A 17,302-nucleotide genomic window follows, 5' to 3' on the forward strand; every position below is an offset into this window, starting at 1 on the left:
TGGTAATTTAGCCAAAAAATGGCACACATTATAACCCGAAATACCTTATCTGGAGAAGATTGGTTGCAACAACTCGCCGACGTTATCACCGATCCGGACGAATTATTGCACCTTCTGGCGCTCAGTCATCACTCAGAACTGCTCAAAGGGCGTGATGCACGCAAACTTTTTCCATTACGGGTGCCGAGGTCGTTCGTTGCCCGGATGCAACCGGGCGATCCACTGGATCCATTGTTATTGCAGGTGATGACCGCGCAGGAAGAGTTTGCTGCCGCGCCCGGTTTCAGTCTCGATCCGCTCGATGAACAGCATAGCGTTGTCCCTGGGGTGTTGCACAAATATCGCAACCGCGCTTTGTTGTTGGTCAAAGGCGGTTGTGCGGTAAATTGTCGCTACTGTTTCCGTCGCCATTTCCCGTATCAGGATAACCAAGGCAACAAAGCCAACTGGCGACAAGCGATCAGCTATATCCAACAACATCCGGAGCTGGATGAAATCATCTTTTCCGGCGGTGATCCGCTAATGGCCAAAGACCATGAGCTGGACTGGCTGATGACCGAGCTGGAAACCATTCCGCACCTGAAACGCTTGCGTATCCACAGTCGCCTGCCTGTGGTGATTCCGTCCCGCATTACGGAAACGTTATGTCAGCGTTTCTCTTTGTCACCTTTGCAGATTGTGCTAGTGACGCATATTAACCATGCCAATGAGATCAATACTGATTTAGCACAAAGTATGGCTCGGTTGCGCCAGGCTGGCGTCACGTTGCTGAACCAAAGCGTATTGCTGCGTGGCGTCAATGATTCGGTTGCAACGCTGACGATGTTAAGTAATGCGCTGTTTGATGTTGGTATCCTGCCTTACTACCTGCATGTCCTGGACAAAGTGCAAGGGGCGGCACATTTTCTGGTGCCTGATGATGAAGCGCGAACGTTGGTTCGAGGTTTGATGAAACAGGTTTCTGGTTATCTGGTACCGCGTCTGGCACGGGAAATCGGCGGAGAGGCGAGCAAAACGCCACTGGATTTGGGGATGCGGCAATGTCAGGGTGACATTGTTGCAGAATAAGACAAACCGGCGAGCATTTGCCGGTTTGTCTTCAGCATGTTAACGGCACTTGTAAACCTGTCCCTGCATTTTGCTGTCCAACGGGGCAAAACTGGACAGGAAGTTCTGGCTTGGTGTGGAAATGCCATAAATCACGTTCCCCCCCATTGCCGCCGCTTTGTTACGCAAATCGTTGGCTGCTCCACGCATGGAACTGCCTTCATTACCGCCGGAAAACCAGTTTGACTGTGTACCGGTCACGCTGCCCAGCAACTGACACTCATTACCCGGTTTGGTCTGAGTAAACTGCACTGCCTGGCCTGCTGCACTGAGCTCATTGGTGGTGCTACAGCCTGCTAGCAGAGTAGCGGCAGCCAAACCAATCAGTATACGAGTCCGCATGCTTCCCTCCATGATGAACAATAAATCGGTCATTCGCGGGATAAGAATACTCCCATGAACGTTGATAATAGCCTGTTTCAGCGACAAAAAAAGGTAGGTTGCGCTAATTTATGCCAGATAAGAAACACGGGATGTCCGTGGCAACCATGAAGATGAGGCGCCCATTGAGGACGCCCCTCACTTTGTTTATTTTGACTACGGGTTCACTCGATCCACATTATGGAGTGCTTCATCTTGTGGTCTGATTTATTTTCCACGCCACTGTTTGAAGCGGTTAATCAATCCATTGGTGGAGCTGTCGTGGCTACCGACGCTGCTGCCATCCTGTAATTCCGGCAAAATGCGATTGGCGAGTTGCTTCCCTAACTCCACACCCCACTGGTCGAAAGTGAAGATATTCAGGATCACACCCTGTGTGAAGATCTTGTGTTCATACAGCGCAATCAGCGCACCCAGGCTATACGGTGTCATTTCCCGTAATAGAATGGAGTTGGTCGGGCGGTTTCCTTCAAACACTTTGAATGGTGCCACATGTTCAACCTCCTTCGGCGATTTCCCAGCTGCGGCGAATTCTGCTTCCACCACGTCACGGGATTTACCAAACGCCAGTGCCTCGGTTTGGGCAAAGAAGTTCGACAACAGTTTGTTGTGGTGATCACTTAACGGATTGTGGCTGATGGCTGGCGCGATAAAGTCACAGGGAACCAGTTTAGTGCCTTGATGAATCAGCTGATAGAACGCATGCTGACCGTTGGTGCCGGGCTCGCCCCAGATTATTGGGCCAGTCTGGTAAGTTACCGGGTTGCCATTGCGGTCAACATATTTACCGTTGGATTCCATGTTGCCCTGCTGGAAGTAGGCAGCAAAGCGATGCATGTACTGATCGTACGGTAGAATTGCTTCAGTTTCCGCACCAAAAAAATTGTTGTACCAGATGCCGATCAACGCTAGCAGTACCGGCAGGTTTTTCTCTGCGGGCGTGGTGGAAAAATGCTTATCCATGGCATGGGCGCCACTGAGCAATTTTTCGAAGTTGTCAAAACCCAATGACAGTACGATGGATAAACCAATCGCCGACCACAGAGAGTAGCGGCCACCTACCCAGTCCCAGAATTCGAACATATTGTCGGTATCAATACCGAACTCACCTACTGCTTTGGCGTTGGTGGACAGTGCCACAAAATGCTTCGCCACATGTTTTTCATCTGATGCTGTTTTCAGGAACCAGTCACGGGCGCTATGGGCGTTGGTCATGGTTTCCTGTGTGGTGAAGGTTTTAGATGCGACCAGGAACAGTGTTGTTTCCGGGTTTAGTGGTTTCAGCGCTTCAGCAATATGTGTTCCGTCCACGTTGGAAACAAAATGCATATTCAGGTGGTTTTTATAGGGTCTTAGCGCTTCTGTCACCATGTAAGGCCCGAGATCGGAGCCGCCGATACCAATATTCACCACGTCGGTAATGGTCTTGCCGGTGTAGCCTTTCCAGTCACCGCCAATTACTCGCTCGCTGAACAACTTCATTTTTTGCAGTACAGCATTTACCTCCGGCATCACATCTTTACCATCCACCACAATTGGCGTGTTGCTACGATTGCGCAATGCGACATGCAGTACAGCACGGTCTTCAGTTCGGTTAATCTTTTCACCGGAAAACATGGAGTTAATGGCGCCAGCCAGATCGGTTTCACGCGCCAGGGCCTGAAGTTTTTCCAGCGTTTCTTCCGTAATGCGATTTTTGGCGTAATCCACCAACATCAGGTCGTCAAATGTAGCGGAAAAGCGGGAGAAGCGGGTATCATCCTGGGCAAAAAGATCACTGATCTTGACATCCTTCATCACGGTGAAATGCTGCTGTAATGCTTGCCAGGCGGCGGTTTGAGTGGGATTGATATTTTTCATAACAACGCTCTTATCTCTGAGAATGAATCGATAATAATTTCTCGATTGTATCCCGTAAAGCCGCACTTTAGATCCCTTTTCTTGCTAAATGAAATTCCCTCACTCATTGTTGATTGACAGTGGCCGTATTACCCGTTATTTCTAAAAGCCTACTTGTGCATTGTTGTGCAAGCCAGAAGAGGAGCATCGCCCAGGTAAGGTATCGGAGGAGCCGTAATCCGCTGAAGATACTTAAGGGGGAGCGATGCCGAGACGAAATACAGTGCGGCTGTATTTTGCCGACCGCAGGGGCTGAATCCTCTGGGTTGTCACCAGCATCGTTCTGCAAGGGCAGAGCGTTTAGCAAGGTGGAGCGCTTCTGGGTGTATCGTAGCTTTTTCCTCTACGTCTGCTCCCTGTTTATCGCTCTTTCCCTGTGCCAAGGCTGATTTATGAACTGTTATTGTCAATGATGACCATAACGCCCCTGACACGAGGTTTTTTGAATGCCCTCAACAATTGATAGTTCTCTTGTTATTGCCAAATTTGGTGGTACCAGCGTCGCAGATTTCAATGCCATGAATCGCAGTGCGGATATCGTGATTTCCAACCCACAGGTGAGAGTGGTGGTCTTGTCGGCGTCAGCTGGCATCACCAATCTGCTCGTGGCGCTGGCGGAAGGCCAATCCCAGGAAGAGCGCGAGTCTTATATCGAGAAGATTCGTCAAATACAGTATGCCATTATTGACCGACTGAATAATCCGGCAGTGATTCGTGAAGAAATCGATCGCATGCTGGATAATATCACTAGACTGTCTGAAGCTGCGGCATTGGCTACATCCAATGCGCTGACGGATGAATTGGTCAGCCATGGCGAGTTGATGTCTACCTTACTGTTCGTCGAAGTTCTGCGTGAACGTAATGTGGTTTCTGAATGGTTTGATGTGCGTAAAATCATGCGTACTGATGATCATTTTGGTCGTGCCGAACCTGATTGCACGGCACTGGTGACGTTGACCCGTAGTCAGTTGATGCCGCGTCTGTCAAATGGGTTGATCATTACTCAAGGCTTTATTGGCAGTGAGGCCAAAGGACGTACCACGACGCTAGGCCGTGGTGGCAGTGACTATACCGCTGCGCTGCTGGGTGAAGCACTGAATGCCAACCGTATTGATATCTGGACCGATGTTCCCGGTATTTATACCACCGACCCACGGGTAGTTCCGGCTGCGCGTCGTATTGATAAAATTACTTTTGAGGAAGCGGCGGAAATGGCAACCTTCGGCGCCAAAGTGCTGCACCCTGCTACTCTGTTGCCGGCGGTACGCAGTGACATTCCGGTTTTTGTCGGTTCTAGCAAGGATCCGATCGCCGGGGGTACGCTGGTCTGTAATCGAACCGACGCGCCACCATTATTTCGCGCACTGGCCTTGCGCCGCAAACAAACTCTGCTGACATTGCACAGTTTGAATATGCTACATGCACACGGCTTTCTGGCAGAAGTATTCAGTATTCTAGCCCGTCACAGCATCTCCGTGGATCTGATCACTACCTCGGAAGTCAATGTCGCTCTGACACTAGATACCACTGGCTCAACGTCAACCGGTGATAGTTTGCTGTCCAGTGCGTTACTGACTGAACTATCTTCACTGTGTCGGGTTGAAGTGGAAGAGAATCTGTCATTGGTGGCGCTGATCGGTAACAAGCTTTCACAAGCCTGTGGTGTGGGCAAAGAGGTGTTCGGTGTGTTGGAACCATTTAATATCCGGCTGATTTGCTATGGCGCCAGTACACATAATCTATGCTTCCTGGTGCCTACCGGGGATGCGGAGCAAGTGGTACAAACGCTGCATCACAATTTGTTTGAATAACAGAGGTATTCACTATCGGCTAGCTGGCAGAAATCACCTTGCCTGTGGGTGGACAAGTGGTTTCTGTCATCAGGCATGCGGAGAGACATCCGGCCTGGGCGAAAAAATAGGGTGTAGGATAGTGATCCTGGCGTCCAGGTGCTTGTTACGCTTGCTGTCCAAACCAGCTTTCGAGAATGATGACAGCAGAAGCCGCATCTACACTGCCTTTATCCAGCGCTCGGAATCCACCTTGTTCAAACAGGCTGGATCGGGCTTCTACCGTACTCAAACGTTCATCTTGTAAGGCGATTTGCACGCCAAAGCGGCCATGCAGGCGTTGAGCAAATTTGCGTGCCCTGGCGGTCAGTGGTTGCTCGGTGCCATCCATATTCAATGGCAGGCCCACTACCAGCAGGTCAGGTTGCCATTCTTGCAGAAGCTTTTCCACTTGCTGCCAGTCAGGCGTGCCATCCTGTGCCTTGAAGGCAGTAAGAGGGCGAGCTGTACGGGTAATATCCTGACCAATAGCAACACCAATGCTGCGAGTGCCAAAATCAAACGCCATGATAGTGCGGTTGACCATCAGGAATGCCCTGCTTCAGCGACGATATTATGAATATCCACCCCAAGTTTTTTGGCTGCTGCTCGCCAGCGTTCTGCTATTGGTGTATGGAACAGAATTTCTTTATCCGCCGGCGTGGTCAGCCAGGCATTATCCAGTAATTCGTTTTCCAACTGCCCGCCTTCCCATGCGGTATATCCGAGGGCAACCAGTGTTTCTTCTGGCTGAACGGGTGTCCCCAGTGTTTCCAGCACATCTTTTGACGTCGTGATCATCGTGTCTTCGGAAATGCCAATACTGGAAGAGAAGCCAGGACGTGGTGTATGGAGAATAAAACCGCGATCGTCAGCCAGTGGCCCGCCAGAGAACACGGGTTTGTCCAGACGAATGGACGGATCACGTGGCGTTGGTTCAATGCTCAGCTTTTTCAGCACGCTTTCCACTGTAAATTGTTCCATAGGTTTATTAATGATTAACCCCATGGCTCCATCTTCATTGTGCTCGCAAATATAAACCACCGAACGTCTAAACGTCGGGTCTTGCAGCGCAGGCATGGCAATAAGAAAATGATGCTGTAAATTCATCGTATGTACTTATCGTTTTTTGTCAGGGTTGATGTGGGTTCGCCAGCATAAAAACGGGCGAACCGAGCGGTTATGCATCATCGACTGAGAACCGGATTAGCCATGACGTTGGCTTAGCCGGCGCGCAATGGCATCCATCAGCATGCCAGTAATGGAGACATCTGGATAGGCTGTTTCGATCTCACGGGCACACGTCGGGCTGGTAACGTTAATTTCAGTCAGACGATCGCCAATAATATCCAGACCGACAAATATCAATCCTTTCTGTTTCAGTACCGGGGCGACCTTTCGTGCTATCTGCCAATCACTTTCGCTCAACGGACGTGCTTCACCACGGCCACCGGCAGCCAGATTACCGCGAGTTTCACCGCTTTTCGGAATACGGGCCAGGCAGTAAGGCACTGGCTCGCCATCCACGACCAGCACACGCTTGTCGCCATCTTTAATGGCAGGTAGATAGGTTTGAGCCATGCAATAACGGCTACCATATTCAGTCAGGGTTTCAATGATGACCGAAATGTTAGCATCGTCTGGTTTTAAACGAAAAATAGATGTTCCACCCATCCCGTCTAGCGGTTTAAGAATGATATCGCTGTGATGTTGATGAAATTGGCGCAACTTGTCTGCACTACGGGTTACCAGTGTATCCGGTGTCAGTTCCGGGAACCAGGCGGTGAACAGCTTTTCATTACAATCACGCAGGCTCTTGGGTTTGTTGACAATCAGCGTGCCTTTCTCTTCCGCACGTTCAAGAATATAGGTAGCGTAGATAAATTCGGTATCAAACGGTGGGTCTTTACGCATTAATACCACATCCAGTTCATGCAGGGCGATATCCTGCGTGGCACCGAAATCATACCAACCATTATAGTCGTACTGGACGCTCAGAATTCGGGTGGTTGCCCGTGCTTCGCCGACGTGCAGATAGAGATCGCCCATCTCCATGTAATGCAGTTCCCAGCCACGGCGCTGCGCTTCCAGCAGCATGGCAAAGCTGGTGTCTTTCTTGATATTGATGGCTGCAATCGGATCCATCACGATTCCGAGTTTGATCATTATTTTCTCCTTTACCCCAGATCGCCGAATCGTACCTGTAAGGCTGTGATTGCGGTGAGAGCTGTAGTTTCTGTACGCAGAATGCGTGGCCCCAGTAGGATATCGGTAAATCCATATTCTGCGGTCATCGCAATTTCATCGGAAGAGAGCCCACCTTCCGGACCAATCAGCAACCGAACACGTTTCACGGGCAGTGGTAGTGTATTAATACTTTGCGTCGCGCGCGGATGAAGATTCAGTTTTAACGTATTGTCCTGTTCCGCGCACCAGCTTTCCAGTGGCATGGCAGGGCGAATTTCCGGAATGCGGTTTCGACCGCACTGCTCGCAGGCAGCAATAATAATTTTTTTCCACTGGGCGATCTTTTTATCCAGGCGGTCACTATCCAGTTTGACGCCACAGCGTTCGGAAAACAGTGGAGTAATAACATTGACGCCCAGCTCAATGGATTTCTGGATGGTGAACTCCATTTTCTCACCCCGGGACATCACCTGACCTAAATGCAGGTACAGTGGTGATTCACAGTCTTCCAGCCGACCTTCGGTATAGCGCACACGCACATTTTTTTTACCAGCCAGCACAATCTCAGCATCGAAAATAAAATTACTGCCATCCAGCAGTTGTAGTGACTGACCAGGCAGCATGCGCAGAACGCGGCCAATATGGTTGGCGGCATCGTCGCTCAGTTCGGTTTCACCCCCGGTTGGTGAGAGTGTCTCCGGGTGAAAAATGCGCGGTATTCGCATTGATATCTGACCTTAATAGCGTTATTTATCTGAATGGGCAGCCGCCCCATACGCAACAAACCACCGCCAGAGTAACGGTGGTTCAGAGGACTGATAGCTATAGTAGGTAGACGGGCTATTACTGGCAAGCTTGTTGCACGTATGGGTTATGATTCCCTTGCACCTGCGCGATGCGTTTATCACGGGTACATTCCCACCGGGTTACCGGATGAAGCGTGTTCCAGGCTTCAAACAACTGGGTTTGCTGGCGGGCCAGATTCAGATTATAGCGATCGCGCATATAGAAATAGGTACGGGCAATCGCTCCACGTGCACGTTCTGGTGGTTCGGCCAGATGATTTTTAAAATCCGCCTTCATTTCGCACTGACCATACTGTTTTTCCCCTCCGTTCCACTGACCGTACATAAAGTTACCACGGTCGCCATTCACTTCACCAATCGCCGGTTGCAGGTTGTGCAAATCGGTTTCTATCTGCCGGTAGACTGGGTCTTTATTGCAATTTTTGCGGCCGCCATTTTGCCAGCATTGGCGTAGATGGCCAAACTGCCAGGCGGGGACGACGTGTTCCCATTCAATGCGGTTGGCGCGATTGGCATTTTTTCGGACCTGATAACCGCAGGACGCCAAATCTGGAATTCCTTTTTTACCCTGCCAGGTAATTTTACAACCACAATAAAAGGTGCCGGGCGCATCCTGATTTATTTTCACTGCGGCAGCTTTTGCCTGAGTAAAGCTATTGATTCCCCGGCTTAGGGTGGCTGTGGAGATCAAACTTAAACCTAACAATGCGATAACAAGAATTTTGCGAAGCATGTTCCAACATAACCTTCAGACGTGAAAGTTGGCAGCGTACCGGAAGTGTTCCATGCAAGCAAATGCTAAAAAAATAGCATTAAAACCCGTAAATTTTATTTTAAAAAGAATTTGTTACGAGAGGACGTAATGTTTCACCACAATAGCGGCAGCGGTATTCAGTCTCTCCTCGTACGACCCGATTATGGCGGCGCAGCGTTAAATCGTGTTGACGGCAGGCACACTGATAAGGGAAGGTTTTCCCTTGTACGGAGGTGATCTCAAAGCGATGGGTGCGTCGGGCCGGGACGTTTAGCACCTCTTCCATCATCCAGCGCCACTCTTTACCGTGTGGCGATGTTCTGCCAAAACGGGAAAACACCAGTAAATGCGCTAGTTCGTGTGGTATTACCTCGTCAATAAAGGTTTGTTGGTTCTCCTTGAGCAGGATTGGGTTTAAGCGGATTTCCCAGGTTTTCAGCCAGGCACTACCTGCGGTTAACCCCCGTTGGTAATAATTGACGGTGGGTTCAGGATAGTGACTACCAAGTACGGCGTTGGCGTGTCGCAGTTTCTCTCGCAGACAGCGTATTACCGCTTGCTGTAAGGCAATGGGAATTCGTGGTGTGTGCATGCGGGTAGCTTAACGTTGGCAATGACAATGCTCAAGTGTATGCCGCCCTGAATAAGGGGGAAATAAAAAACGGCGAAGGTTATTCGCCGTTTGAAAATCATGGCAATCGCAAGGTTTTTATTGCAGCCCAGCGGAATAGCGCAGTTTTTCTGCCAGATCGGTTTTTTCCCACGGGAAGTGCTCGCGACCGAAGTGACCGTAGGCTGCTGTTTCCTGATAGATCGGGTGCAGCAGATCCAGCATCTGAATCAGACCATATGGACGCAGATCGAAGAACTGGCGTACCAATTGAGCCAGGCGGTCGGCCGAGATTTTCTCAGTACCAAAGGTTTCAATCATGATAGAGGTCGGTTCGGCTATGCCGATAGCATAGGAAATCTGGATTTCGCAACGATCAGCCAGACCGGCTGCAACGATATTCTTCGCCACATAACGGGCCGCATAGGCTGCTGAACGGTCAACCTTTGACGGATCTTTACCAGAGAACGCGCCACCACCGTGGCGAGCCGCGCCACCGTAAGTATCCACGATGATCTTACGGCCTGTCAGACCACAGTCACCCATTGGACCACCAATCACGAAACGTCCCGTCGGGTTAATGAAATATTTGGTATCGGCGGACAGCCATTCGGCTGGCAGAACGGGTTTGATGATCTCTTCCATCACTGCTTCATGCAGGTCTCTTTGGTGGATATCTTCAGAGTGTTGGGTGGAAAGTACCACTGCATCAATACCGGCGATTTTTCCGTCGTCATACAGGAAGGTTACCTGGCTTTTTGCATCCGGACGTAACCACGGCAGTGTGCCGTTTTTACGTACTTCAGACTGACGTTGAACCAGACGGTGAGCATAGGTAATTGGGGCGGGCATTAGTACGTCGGTTTCATTGGTGGCATAACCGAACATCAGCCCCTGATCACCCGCACCTTGTTCCAGTGGATTACTGCGGTCAACACCCTGATTAATATCCGGAGACTGTTTGCCAATGGCGCTCAACACCGCGCAAGAATTGGCATCAAAGCCCATTTCAGAATTAACGTAGCCGATTTCGCGTATTGTCCGACGGGTGATCTCTTCGATATCGACCCAGGCGCTGGTCGTGATTTCACCCCCGACTAGTACCATACCGGTTTTTACGTAAGTCTCACAGGCAACGCGCGCTTTCGGATCCTGCTCCAAAATAGCGTCAAGGACGGCGTCAGAAATCTGGTCGGCGATTTTATCAGGATGCCCTTCAGAGACAGACTCGGACGTAAAAAGGTGTTTAGCCATGAATTCTTTACCTTTCAAGCAAAGCCGTTAAGCAATTTATCGGTTAATCAGTATAGATGGATTAACATCTGGATGGCTATTCTAGGCCAGCTTTTGGCCCCATTACCAGCAATTTTTTGGTACGACCAGACCATTGGATTACGTCATCGACGTTTTTACGGGGAAAAGAAGAAGATATTTACCATTTTCATTTTGCTTTTCCGGTATCAGATCGGTATAAACGCGCGTGCGGTTTGTTGTCCGTGGTATGATACTTTTAACGATTTCCGTGATGGCCTGACCGCATACCTGTGCGGCGCGCGTGGAGGTGATAGGATTAATGATCCGTTGTTTGCTGAGTGAGTTGCGTTCGCAGCGCTTTCCTTTTGACGCCATGGCGTCACTGACTCAACCCTTTCTGTTATTTTCCCGAAGTTGCCTTTCCCGAAGCGCGACGCAGGACTCCCGAGCGGGCTAACCTGCATTTTCCCCGAGCAGATGAACGATAAACGTTCTTCTGGTGATAGTTTCCCTTTGGTTTTCACCGATCCGTATCTCGGAGTTCGACATCGTGTTTTACACTCATAAAGGTCATAAAACGACGGCATACTACAGCCTGTCAGGTTTCCCACTGTTAACGCAGTATGCAGTGGATGTATTGCCACTTATTTTTGCGGGCACAGAGGCGATGGTTGATAAAAAAGTAAACGAAGGTGGGTGCCATGTCTGACGATATGATTCATCCGCACTTATCGACGACGGCTAAACATGAAACTTTACGCTCTATGCAGGAGGTGGCCATGAACGATCGCGATGCCAGCGAAATGCTCCGTACCTATAATATTGCCTGGTGGGGTAATAATTACTACGACGTTAATGAGCTGGGGCATATCAGTGTTTGCCCGGATCCTGATGTTCCTGAAGCTCGCGTTGATTTGGCCGAATTGGTCAAGGAACGACAAAAAGATAACCAGCGTCTGCCAGCCTTGTTCTGTTTTCCACAGATTTTACAGCACCGGCTGCGTTCGATTAACGCAGCGTTTAAACGCGCTCGTGAATCTTTTGGTTACGAAGGTGGCTATTTTCTGGTGTATCCCATCAAGGTTAATCAGCATCGCCGAGTGATCGAGTCACTGGTGAATTCTGGCGAGCCACTGGGACTGGAGGCGGGTTCCAAAGCGGAATTAATGGCTGTATTGGGCCATGCCGGTATGACCCGCACCGTTATCGTCTGTAATGGTTACAAAGATCGCGAATATATTCGTTTGGCGCTGATCGGTGAAAAACTGGGTCATAAGATCTACCTGGTTATCGAAAAGATGTCGGAAATCAAGCTGGTGCTGGAAGAAGCCGAGCGTCTGAATGTCGTGCCACGTCTTGGTGTGCGTGCCCGTCTGGCTTCCCAGGGCTCTGGCAAATGGCAGTCCAGTGGTGGCGAGAAATCCAAGTTCGGCCTGGCGGCGATGCAGGTATTGCAACTGGTTGAAATGCTCCGGGAAGCGAACCGCCTGGATAGCCTACAACTGTTGCATTTCCATCTTGGTTCTCAGTTGTCCAACATTCGTGATATTGCCACTGGTGTCCGTGAGTCAGCGCGTTTTTATGTTGAATTGCATAAACTGGGTGTGAATATCCAGTGTTTTGATGTTGGTGGTGGTCTGGGGGTGGACTATGAAGGTACCCGTTCCCAGTCTGATTGTTCGGTGAATTATGGCTTGAATGAGTATGCCAACAATGTCATCTGGGGTATCGGCGATGCCTGTAACGAATATGGTTTGCCACACCCGATGGTGATTACCGAATCCGGACGAGCGGTAACTGCACACCATACCGTCTTGGTTTCCAACATCATTGGGGTTGAACGCAACGAATTCAGTGAGCCGGAAGCGCCAGATGAAGATGCACCACGTGCGCTGGAAAGTCTGTGGTCAACCTGGAAAGAAATTACCCAGCCAGGTAATCGGCGCTCCCTGCGTGAATGGCTGCACGACAGCCAGATGGATTTGCATGACGTGCACACACAATACACGCATGGCATGTTGGATCTGACGCAGCGTGCCAAGGCAGAACAGCTTTATCTCGGTATCTGCCAACAGATCCAGCAACGGTTGGATCCAAGTAACCGCGCACACCGTCCGGTAATCGATGAACTGCAAGAACGCATGGCCGATAAGTTGTATGTGAACTTTTCGCTGTTCCAGTCTATGCCTGATGCCTGGGGGATCGACCAGTTGTTCCCTGTCATGCCATTGGAGGGGTTGGACAAGCCGCCACAGCGTCGTGCGGTCCTGTTGGATATCACCTGTGATTCTGACGGTACCATTGATCATTATGTGGACGGTGATGGGATCGCAACCACCATGCCGATGCCACCTTATGATCCGGAAAACCCACCGCTTCTGGGCTTTTTTATGGTCGGTGCTTATCAGGAAATTTTGGGCAATATGCACAACTTGTTCGGTGATACTTCAACCGTTGACGTGTATGTATTCCCGGATGGTTCGGTTGAAGTGGAAGAGTCTGATGAAGGCAATACCGTGGCGGATATGCTGGAGTATGTGCAGCTCGACCCGAAAGTGCTGATGTCTCGCTTCCGTGATCAGGTGAAGGAAACCGATCTGGACCCGGATCTTCAGGCGCAGTTCCTTGCCGAGTTTGAATCCGGATTGTACGGCTATACGTATCTGGAAGATGAGTAAATTTTCGGGCAGATAAAAAAGGATGCTATTTGCATCCTTTTTTTTGTTCTCCAAAGGGTTATTGGTTCACGACTATTTATTCCCGATGTTTTGTGTCGAAAGAGTCCAGGTACAGTATCCATCTTGATCATATTTCAGTTATTAATGCGTAAGGGACTAAGGATAAGTAGTGCCTGCCCGGCGTTGAAAGATGCCACTTGCCACAAAACTGAAATGTCAGCAGGCGAATCCTTCTTTTCTGCTCACTGTTCCATGTGCAATCAATTATGTTTTCATGTACATTTGTAGCTATCTTTTCTTTGTCTTTCCTGGCTAACACGTTGATTAATCTATCGTATGTCTGGCAAGACATTCGTTCAATCCGATCTGGAGTAAAGCATGTCCTCTCGTAAAGAACTTGCCAATGCTATCCGTGCACTGAGCATGGATGGCGTGCAAAAGGCCAAATCCGGTCATCCTGGCGCCCCAATGGGCATGGCGGATATCGCCGAAGTCCTGTGGCGTGATTACCTGAGCCACAACCCTTCCAATCCGCATTGGGCTAACCGCGACCGCTTTGTGCTGTCTAACGGTCATGCTTCCATGCTGATTTACAGCCTGTTGCACCTCACTGGCTATGACCTGCCAATTGAAGAGTTGAAAAATTTCCGTCAGCTGCACTCCAAAACACCGGGTCACCCGGAAGTGGGCCACACCGTAGGCGTGGAAACCACTACCGGCCCGTTGGGGCAGGGGATTGCCAACGCGGTAGGGATGGCGATCGCCGAGCGCACCATGGCGGCGCAGTTCAACCGCCCTGGTCATGAGATTGTCGACCACCACACCTATGTGTTCATGGGTGATGGCTGCATGATGGAAGGGATCTCCCACGAAGTCTGTTCGCTGGCGGGTACGCTGAAGCTGGGTAAGCTGGTGGCATTCTATGATGACAATGGCATTTCTATTGACGGCCACGTTGATGGCTGGTTCACCGACGATACGGCAGCCCGTTTTGAAGCCTACGACTGGCACGTGATCCGTGGTATTGATGGTCACGATGCCGATGCCATCAAGCGCGCTATCGTTGAAGCACAACAGGTTTCTGATAAACCGTCGCTGCTGATGTGTAAAACCGTGATTGGTTTCGGTTCGCCAAACAAGGCCGGTACGCATGATTCACACGGTGCGCCGCTGGGTGATGCTGAAGTGGCCGCGACCCGCGAACAACTGGGCTGGAAATACGGGCCGTTTGAAATTCCGGCAGAAATGTATGCCGAGTGGGATGCGCGTGAAGCGGGTCAGCGTAAAGAGTCTGCCTGGAATAAGGCGTTTGACGCTTATGCCCGTGCTTATCCTGATCTGGCAGTCGAATTTACCCGCCGAATGAACGGTGAACTGCCGGCAAACTGGCAGGAAGAATCAGCGAAAGTGGTTGAACAGTGGCAGGCGAATCCTGCCAAGATTGCCAGCCGTAAAGCCTCACAGAATGCACTGGAAGCGTATGGAAAACTGTTGCCGGAATTCCTGGGCGGCTCTGCCGATCTGGCCCCGAGCAACCTGACCATCTGGTCTGGTTCGAAAGCGTTGAATGAAGATGCGGCCGGTAACTACATCCACTATGGCGTGCGCGAATTTGGTATGACCGCGATTGCTAACGGTATCTCATTGCACGGTGGTTTTGTGCCGTATACCGCGACGTTCCTGATGTTTGTGGAATACGCCCGTAATGCGGTGCGTATGGCGGCGCTGATGAAAATACGCAGCATCTATGTGTATACCCATGATTCGATTGGTCTGGGTGAAGACGGACCGACGCATCAGCCGGTAGAGCAACTGGCCAGCTTGCGGGTGACGCCGAACATGAGTACCTGGCGGCCGGCAGACCAGGTAGAAACTGCGGTAGCCTGGAAATACGCGATTGAACGTAAAGATGGCCCTACAGCCTTGATTCTGTCACGTCAGAATCTTGCACAGCAGGAACGCTCGGCACAGCAGTTGGCCGATGTGGCGAAAGGGGCTTACGTGCTGAAAGACAGTAATGGTCAGCCGGACGTCATCCTGATAGCCACCGGTTCAGAAGTCGACCTGGCGGTCAGCGCGTATAGGAAACTGACGGAAGAGGGCATCAAGGCCCGCGTGGTATCGATGCCCTCGACAGATGCGTTTGACAAGCAGGATGCGGCCTACCGTGAAGCGGTGCTGCCGAAAGGGGTGCCGGCGCGAGTGGCGATTGAAGCGGGGATTGCGGATTACTGGTACAAGTATGTGGGTCTGAACGGCGCGATAGTGGGAATGACGAGCTTCGGTGAATCAGCCCCGGCCGAACTGCTGTTTGAAGAGTTTGGTTTCACCACTGAGAACGTGGTTGCCAAAGCGAAGGCGCTGTTGAAGTAATTCCGATGTGTTGTTCCTGCCATGCTTGCTTATGCGGGCATGACAGGTGAGTGTTTGCAGTATGTTTATCTGTTATCTGAGACCGGAGTGCTCCGGTCTTTTTTCATTCTGTCTGATCGCATTATTTTTCAGTTTGCAGCGCTCTGTGGCAAAGTGTGCGATTATTTTTTGACATGTGTCACTCTTCTGGAACAGTTAGGTTGGGAATATTCCCTTTGCCTATTAATTCGTTTATGCTAGCTGAAGCGTTTCAGTTATCGATTTTACGGCCATCACAGTAAGATTGATCCCTAGGATCAAATGACGGTCAGTGGAGATCAACGCATAACGTAATCAACGGTTTATTCCTGATGGCGTACTGATTATTCTATAAGAATGGCAGGTTTATCATTATTCAGGAAATTCCATGACAATCCGTATTGCGATAAACGGTTTTGGCCGGATTGGCCGCAGTGTATTACGGGCGTTGTATGAATCAGGACGCCGGGCCGAAATCACCGTAGTGGCGATAAATGAACTGGCGGATGCGGCGGGGATTGCCCATTTACTCAAATATGATACCAGTCATGGTCGTTTTGCGTGGGATGTCCGTCAGGAGTGTGACCAGTTGTATGTCGGGGACGATACTATCCGATTACTGCATCAGCCCGATATTCAAGACTTGCCCTGGAAAGAATTAGGAGTAGACATCGTTTTGGATTGCAGCGGTGTGTATGGTAGTCGGGCGGATGGCGAAGCCCATCTGGCCGCCGGTGCCAGGAAAGTCCTGTTTTCACATCCGGGCGCTGCGGATTTGGATGCGACGATTGTGTTTGGCGTCAATCATCGGGAACTAAAGACAGAACACCGTCTGGTTTCCAATGCGTCCTGTACCACTAACTGCATCATCCCCATAATTAAACTGCTGGATGATGCTTTTGGCATTGAAAGCGGCACTGTGACAACGATCCACTCTTCGATGAATGACCAGCCAGTGATTGATGCTTATCATCGTGATTTGCGTCGTACACGGGCTGCCAGTCAGTCAATCATCCCAGTGGATACTAAACTGGCGATAGGCATTACGCGTTTTTTTCCGAAATTTATGGATCGCTTTGAAGCGATTTCAGTGCGAGTGCCGACGATCAACGTTACCGCGATCGATTTAAGTGTTAGCGTGAAACGTGTAGTAAAAGTTAATGAAATCAATGCTATTTTGCAAAAATCAGCGCGTAGTACATTTCGTGGTATAGTTGACTATACAGAATTGCCGCTGGTTTCTGCTGATTTTAACCACGATCCGCACAGCGCAATTGTTGACGGTACACAGACCCGGGTTAGTGGGCAGCATCTGATTAAAACACTGGTCTGGTGCGATAACGAATGGGGTTTTGCCAACCGAATGTTGGATACAACACGGGCGATGGCAACCTGCGGTTTCTAGT

15 protein-coding genes and 1 riboswitch are annotated in these 17,302 nt (G+C 50.2%); of the genes, 6 read left to right on the forward strand and 9 right to left on the reverse strand.

Going from position 1 to position 17,302, the window contains the following annotated elements; translation table 11 throughout:
* The first annotated feature begins 18 nt into the window (after positions 1–18).
* Positions 19–1,068 (forward strand): EF-P beta-lysylation protein EpmB, encoded by a 1,050-nt coding sequence (gene epmB / locus RS889_RS02915; RefSeq protein WP_315709228.1) that lies wholly within the window; start codon positions 19–21, stop codon positions 1,066–1,068.
* 39 nt (positions 1,069–1,107) lie between these two features.
* Here epmB and RS889_RS02920 read toward each other — a convergent pair whose 3' ends face one another.
* Positions 1,108–1,449, reverse strand: a complete 342-nt coding sequence (locus RS889_RS02920) for a DUF4156 domain-containing protein (protein ID WP_021017240.1) — start codon at positions 1,447–1,449, stop codon at positions 1,108–1,110.
* 246 nt (positions 1,450–1,695) lie between these two features.
* On the reverse strand, positions 1,696–3,348 hold the full coding sequence (pgi, locus tag RS889_RS02925; protein ID WP_290180653.1) for a glucose-6-phosphate isomerase: 1,653 nt from the start codon (positions 3,346–3,348) through the stop codon (positions 1,696–1,698).
* Positions 3,349–3,516: 168 nt separating this feature from the next.
* Positions 3,517–3,714: riboswitch (Lysine riboswitch) on the forward strand.
* A gap of 119 nt (positions 3,715–3,833) precedes the next feature.
* On the opposite strand from pgi, the gene lysC reads away from it, so the two are divergent.
* Positions 3,834–5,198 (forward strand): lysine-sensitive aspartokinase 3, encoded by a 1,365-nt coding sequence (gene lysC / locus RS889_RS02930; RefSeq protein ID WP_315709229.1) that lies wholly within the window; start codon positions 3,834–3,836, stop codon positions 5,196–5,198.
* Positions 5,199–5,343: 145 nt separating this feature from the next.
* Here lysC and ruvX read toward each other — a convergent pair whose 3' ends face one another.
* The 7 genes from ruvX to metK form a co-directional block, all read right to left on the reverse strand.
* The gene (gene ruvX / locus RS889_RS02935) at positions 5,344–5,763 is read right to left on the reverse strand and encodes a Holliday junction resolvase RuvX (RefSeq protein WP_021017237.1); all 420 of its coding nucleotides are present in this window, start codon (positions 5,761–5,763) and stop codon (positions 5,344–5,346) included.
* On the reverse strand, positions 5,763–6,326 hold the full coding sequence (locus RS889_RS02940; RefSeq protein WP_315709230.1) for a YqgE/AlgH family protein: 564 nt from the start codon (positions 6,324–6,326) through the stop codon (positions 5,763–5,765). Before RS889_RS02940 ends, ruvX begins: the two co-directional genes overlap by 1 nt.
* Before the next feature lie 96 nt (positions 6,327–6,422).
* Entirely contained in the window at positions 6,423–7,382 is a 960-nt protein-coding gene (gene gshB, locus RS889_RS02945; protein ID WP_290180649.1) for a glutathione synthase, read from the reverse strand.
* Between the two features lie 11 nt (positions 7,383–7,393).
* On the reverse strand, positions 7,394–8,128 hold the full coding sequence (rsmE, locus tag RS889_RS02950) for a 16S rRNA (uracil(1498)-N(3))-methyltransferase (RefSeq protein WP_021017234.1): 735 nt from the start codon (positions 8,126–8,128) through the stop codon (positions 7,394–7,396).
* Between the two features lie 118 nt (positions 8,129–8,246).
* Positions 8,247–8,942, reverse strand: a complete 696-nt coding sequence (endA, locus tag RS889_RS02955) for a deoxyribonuclease I (RefSeq protein WP_315709231.1) — start codon at positions 8,940–8,942, stop codon at positions 8,247–8,249.
* Positions 8,943–9,042: 100 nt separating this feature from the next.
* A complete protein-coding gene (locus tag RS889_RS02960; protein ID WP_315709232.1) occupies positions 9,043–9,555 on the reverse strand; it encodes a SprT family zinc-dependent metalloprotease in 513 nt (170 codons plus the stop codon).
* A 117-nt stretch (positions 9,556–9,672) separates the two neighbouring features.
* On the reverse strand, positions 9,673–10,827 hold the full coding sequence (gene metK / locus RS889_RS02965) for a methionine adenosyltransferase (RefSeq protein WP_021017231.1): 1,155 nt from the start codon (positions 10,825–10,827) through the stop codon (positions 9,673–9,675).
* A gap of 72 nt (positions 10,828–10,899) precedes the next feature.
* Here metK and RS889_RS02970 point away from each other — a divergent pair, with 72 nt between their 5' ends.
* From RS889_RS02970 to epd, 4 genes are all read left to right on the forward strand, one after another.
* The gene (locus RS889_RS02970; protein WP_021017230.1) at positions 10,900–11,169 is read left to right on the forward strand and encodes a hypothetical protein; all 270 of its coding nucleotides are present in this window, start codon (positions 10,900–10,902) and stop codon (positions 11,167–11,169) included.
* A 359-nt stretch (positions 11,170–11,528) separates the two neighbouring features.
* On the forward strand, positions 11,529–13,505 hold the full coding sequence (speA, locus tag RS889_RS02975) for a biosynthetic arginine decarboxylase (protein ID WP_315709233.1): 1,977 nt from the start codon (positions 11,529–11,531) through the stop codon (positions 13,503–13,505).
* Positions 13,506–13,883: 378 nt separating this feature from the next.
* On the forward strand, positions 13,884–15,878 hold the full coding sequence (gene tkt / locus RS889_RS02980) for a transketolase (protein ID WP_315709234.1): 1,995 nt from the start codon (positions 13,884–13,886) through the stop codon (positions 15,876–15,878).
* A gap of 406 nt (positions 15,879–16,284) precedes the next feature.
* On the forward strand, positions 16,285–17,301 hold the full coding sequence (epd, locus tag RS889_RS02985; protein WP_021017227.1) for an erythrose-4-phosphate dehydrogenase: 1,017 nt from the start codon (positions 16,285–16,287) through the stop codon (positions 17,299–17,301).
* Position 17,302 lies beyond the last annotated feature (1 nt).

The organism is Brenneria uluponensis (assembly GCF_032395385.1).
Taxonomy (GTDB): domain Bacteria; phylum Pseudomonadota; class Gammaproteobacteria; order Enterobacterales; family Enterobacteriaceae; genus Prodigiosinella; species Prodigiosinella aquatilis.

What these genes read in the sequence shown, in the direction of transcription:
- epmB (WP_315709228.1), top strand. Translation starts at nt 19, where the DNA reads ATGGCACACATTATAACCCGAAATACCTTATCTGGAGAAGATTGGTTG.
- RS889_RS02920 (WP_021017240.1), bottom strand. Translation starts at nt 1,449, where the DNA reads ATGCGGACTCGTATACTGATTGGTTTGGCTGCCGCTACTCTGCTAGCA.
- pgi (WP_290180653.1), bottom strand. Translation starts at nt 3,348, where the DNA reads ATGAAAAATATCAATCCCACTCAAACCGCCGCCTGGCAAGCATTACAG.
- lysC (WP_315709229.1), top strand. Translation starts at nt 3,834, where the DNA reads ATGCCCTCAACAATTGATAGTTCTCTTGTTATTGCCAAATTTGGTGGT.
- ruvX (WP_021017237.1), bottom strand. Translation starts at nt 5,763, where the DNA reads ATGGTCAACCGCACTATCATGGCGTTTGATTTTGGCACTCGCAGCATT.
- RS889_RS02940 (WP_315709230.1), bottom strand. Translation starts at nt 6,326, where the DNA reads ATGAATTTACAGCATCATTTTCTTATTGCCATGCCTGCGCTGCAAGAC.
- gshB (WP_290180649.1), bottom strand. Translation starts at nt 7,382, where the DNA reads ATGATCAAACTCGGAATCGTGATGGATCCGATTGCAGCCATCAATATC.
- rsmE (WP_021017234.1), bottom strand. Translation starts at nt 8,128, where the DNA reads ATGCGAATACCGCGCATTTTTCACCCGGAGACACTCTCACCAACCGGG.
- endA (WP_315709231.1), bottom strand. Translation starts at nt 8,942, where the DNA reads ATGCTTCGCAAAATTCTTGTTATCGCATTGTTAGGTTTAAGTTTGATC.
- RS889_RS02960 (WP_315709232.1), bottom strand. Translation starts at nt 9,555, where the DNA reads ATGCACACACCACGAATTCCCATTGCCTTACAGCAAGCGGTAATACGC.
- metK (WP_021017231.1), bottom strand. Translation starts at nt 10,827, where the DNA reads ATGGCTAAACACCTTTTTACGTCCGAGTCTGTCTCTGAAGGGCATCCT.
- RS889_RS02970 (WP_021017230.1), top strand. Translation starts at nt 10,900, where the DNA reads ATGGCTATTCTAGGCCAGCTTTTGGCCCCATTACCAGCAATTTTTTGG.
- speA (WP_315709233.1), top strand. Translation starts at nt 11,529, where the DNA reads ATGTCTGACGATATGATTCATCCGCACTTATCGACGACGGCTAAACAT.
- tkt (WP_315709234.1), top strand. Translation starts at nt 13,884, where the DNA reads ATGTCCTCTCGTAAAGAACTTGCCAATGCTATCCGTGCACTGAGCATG.
- epd (WP_021017227.1), top strand. Translation starts at nt 16,285, where the DNA reads ATGACAATCCGTATTGCGATAAACGGTTTTGGCCGGATTGGCCGCAGT.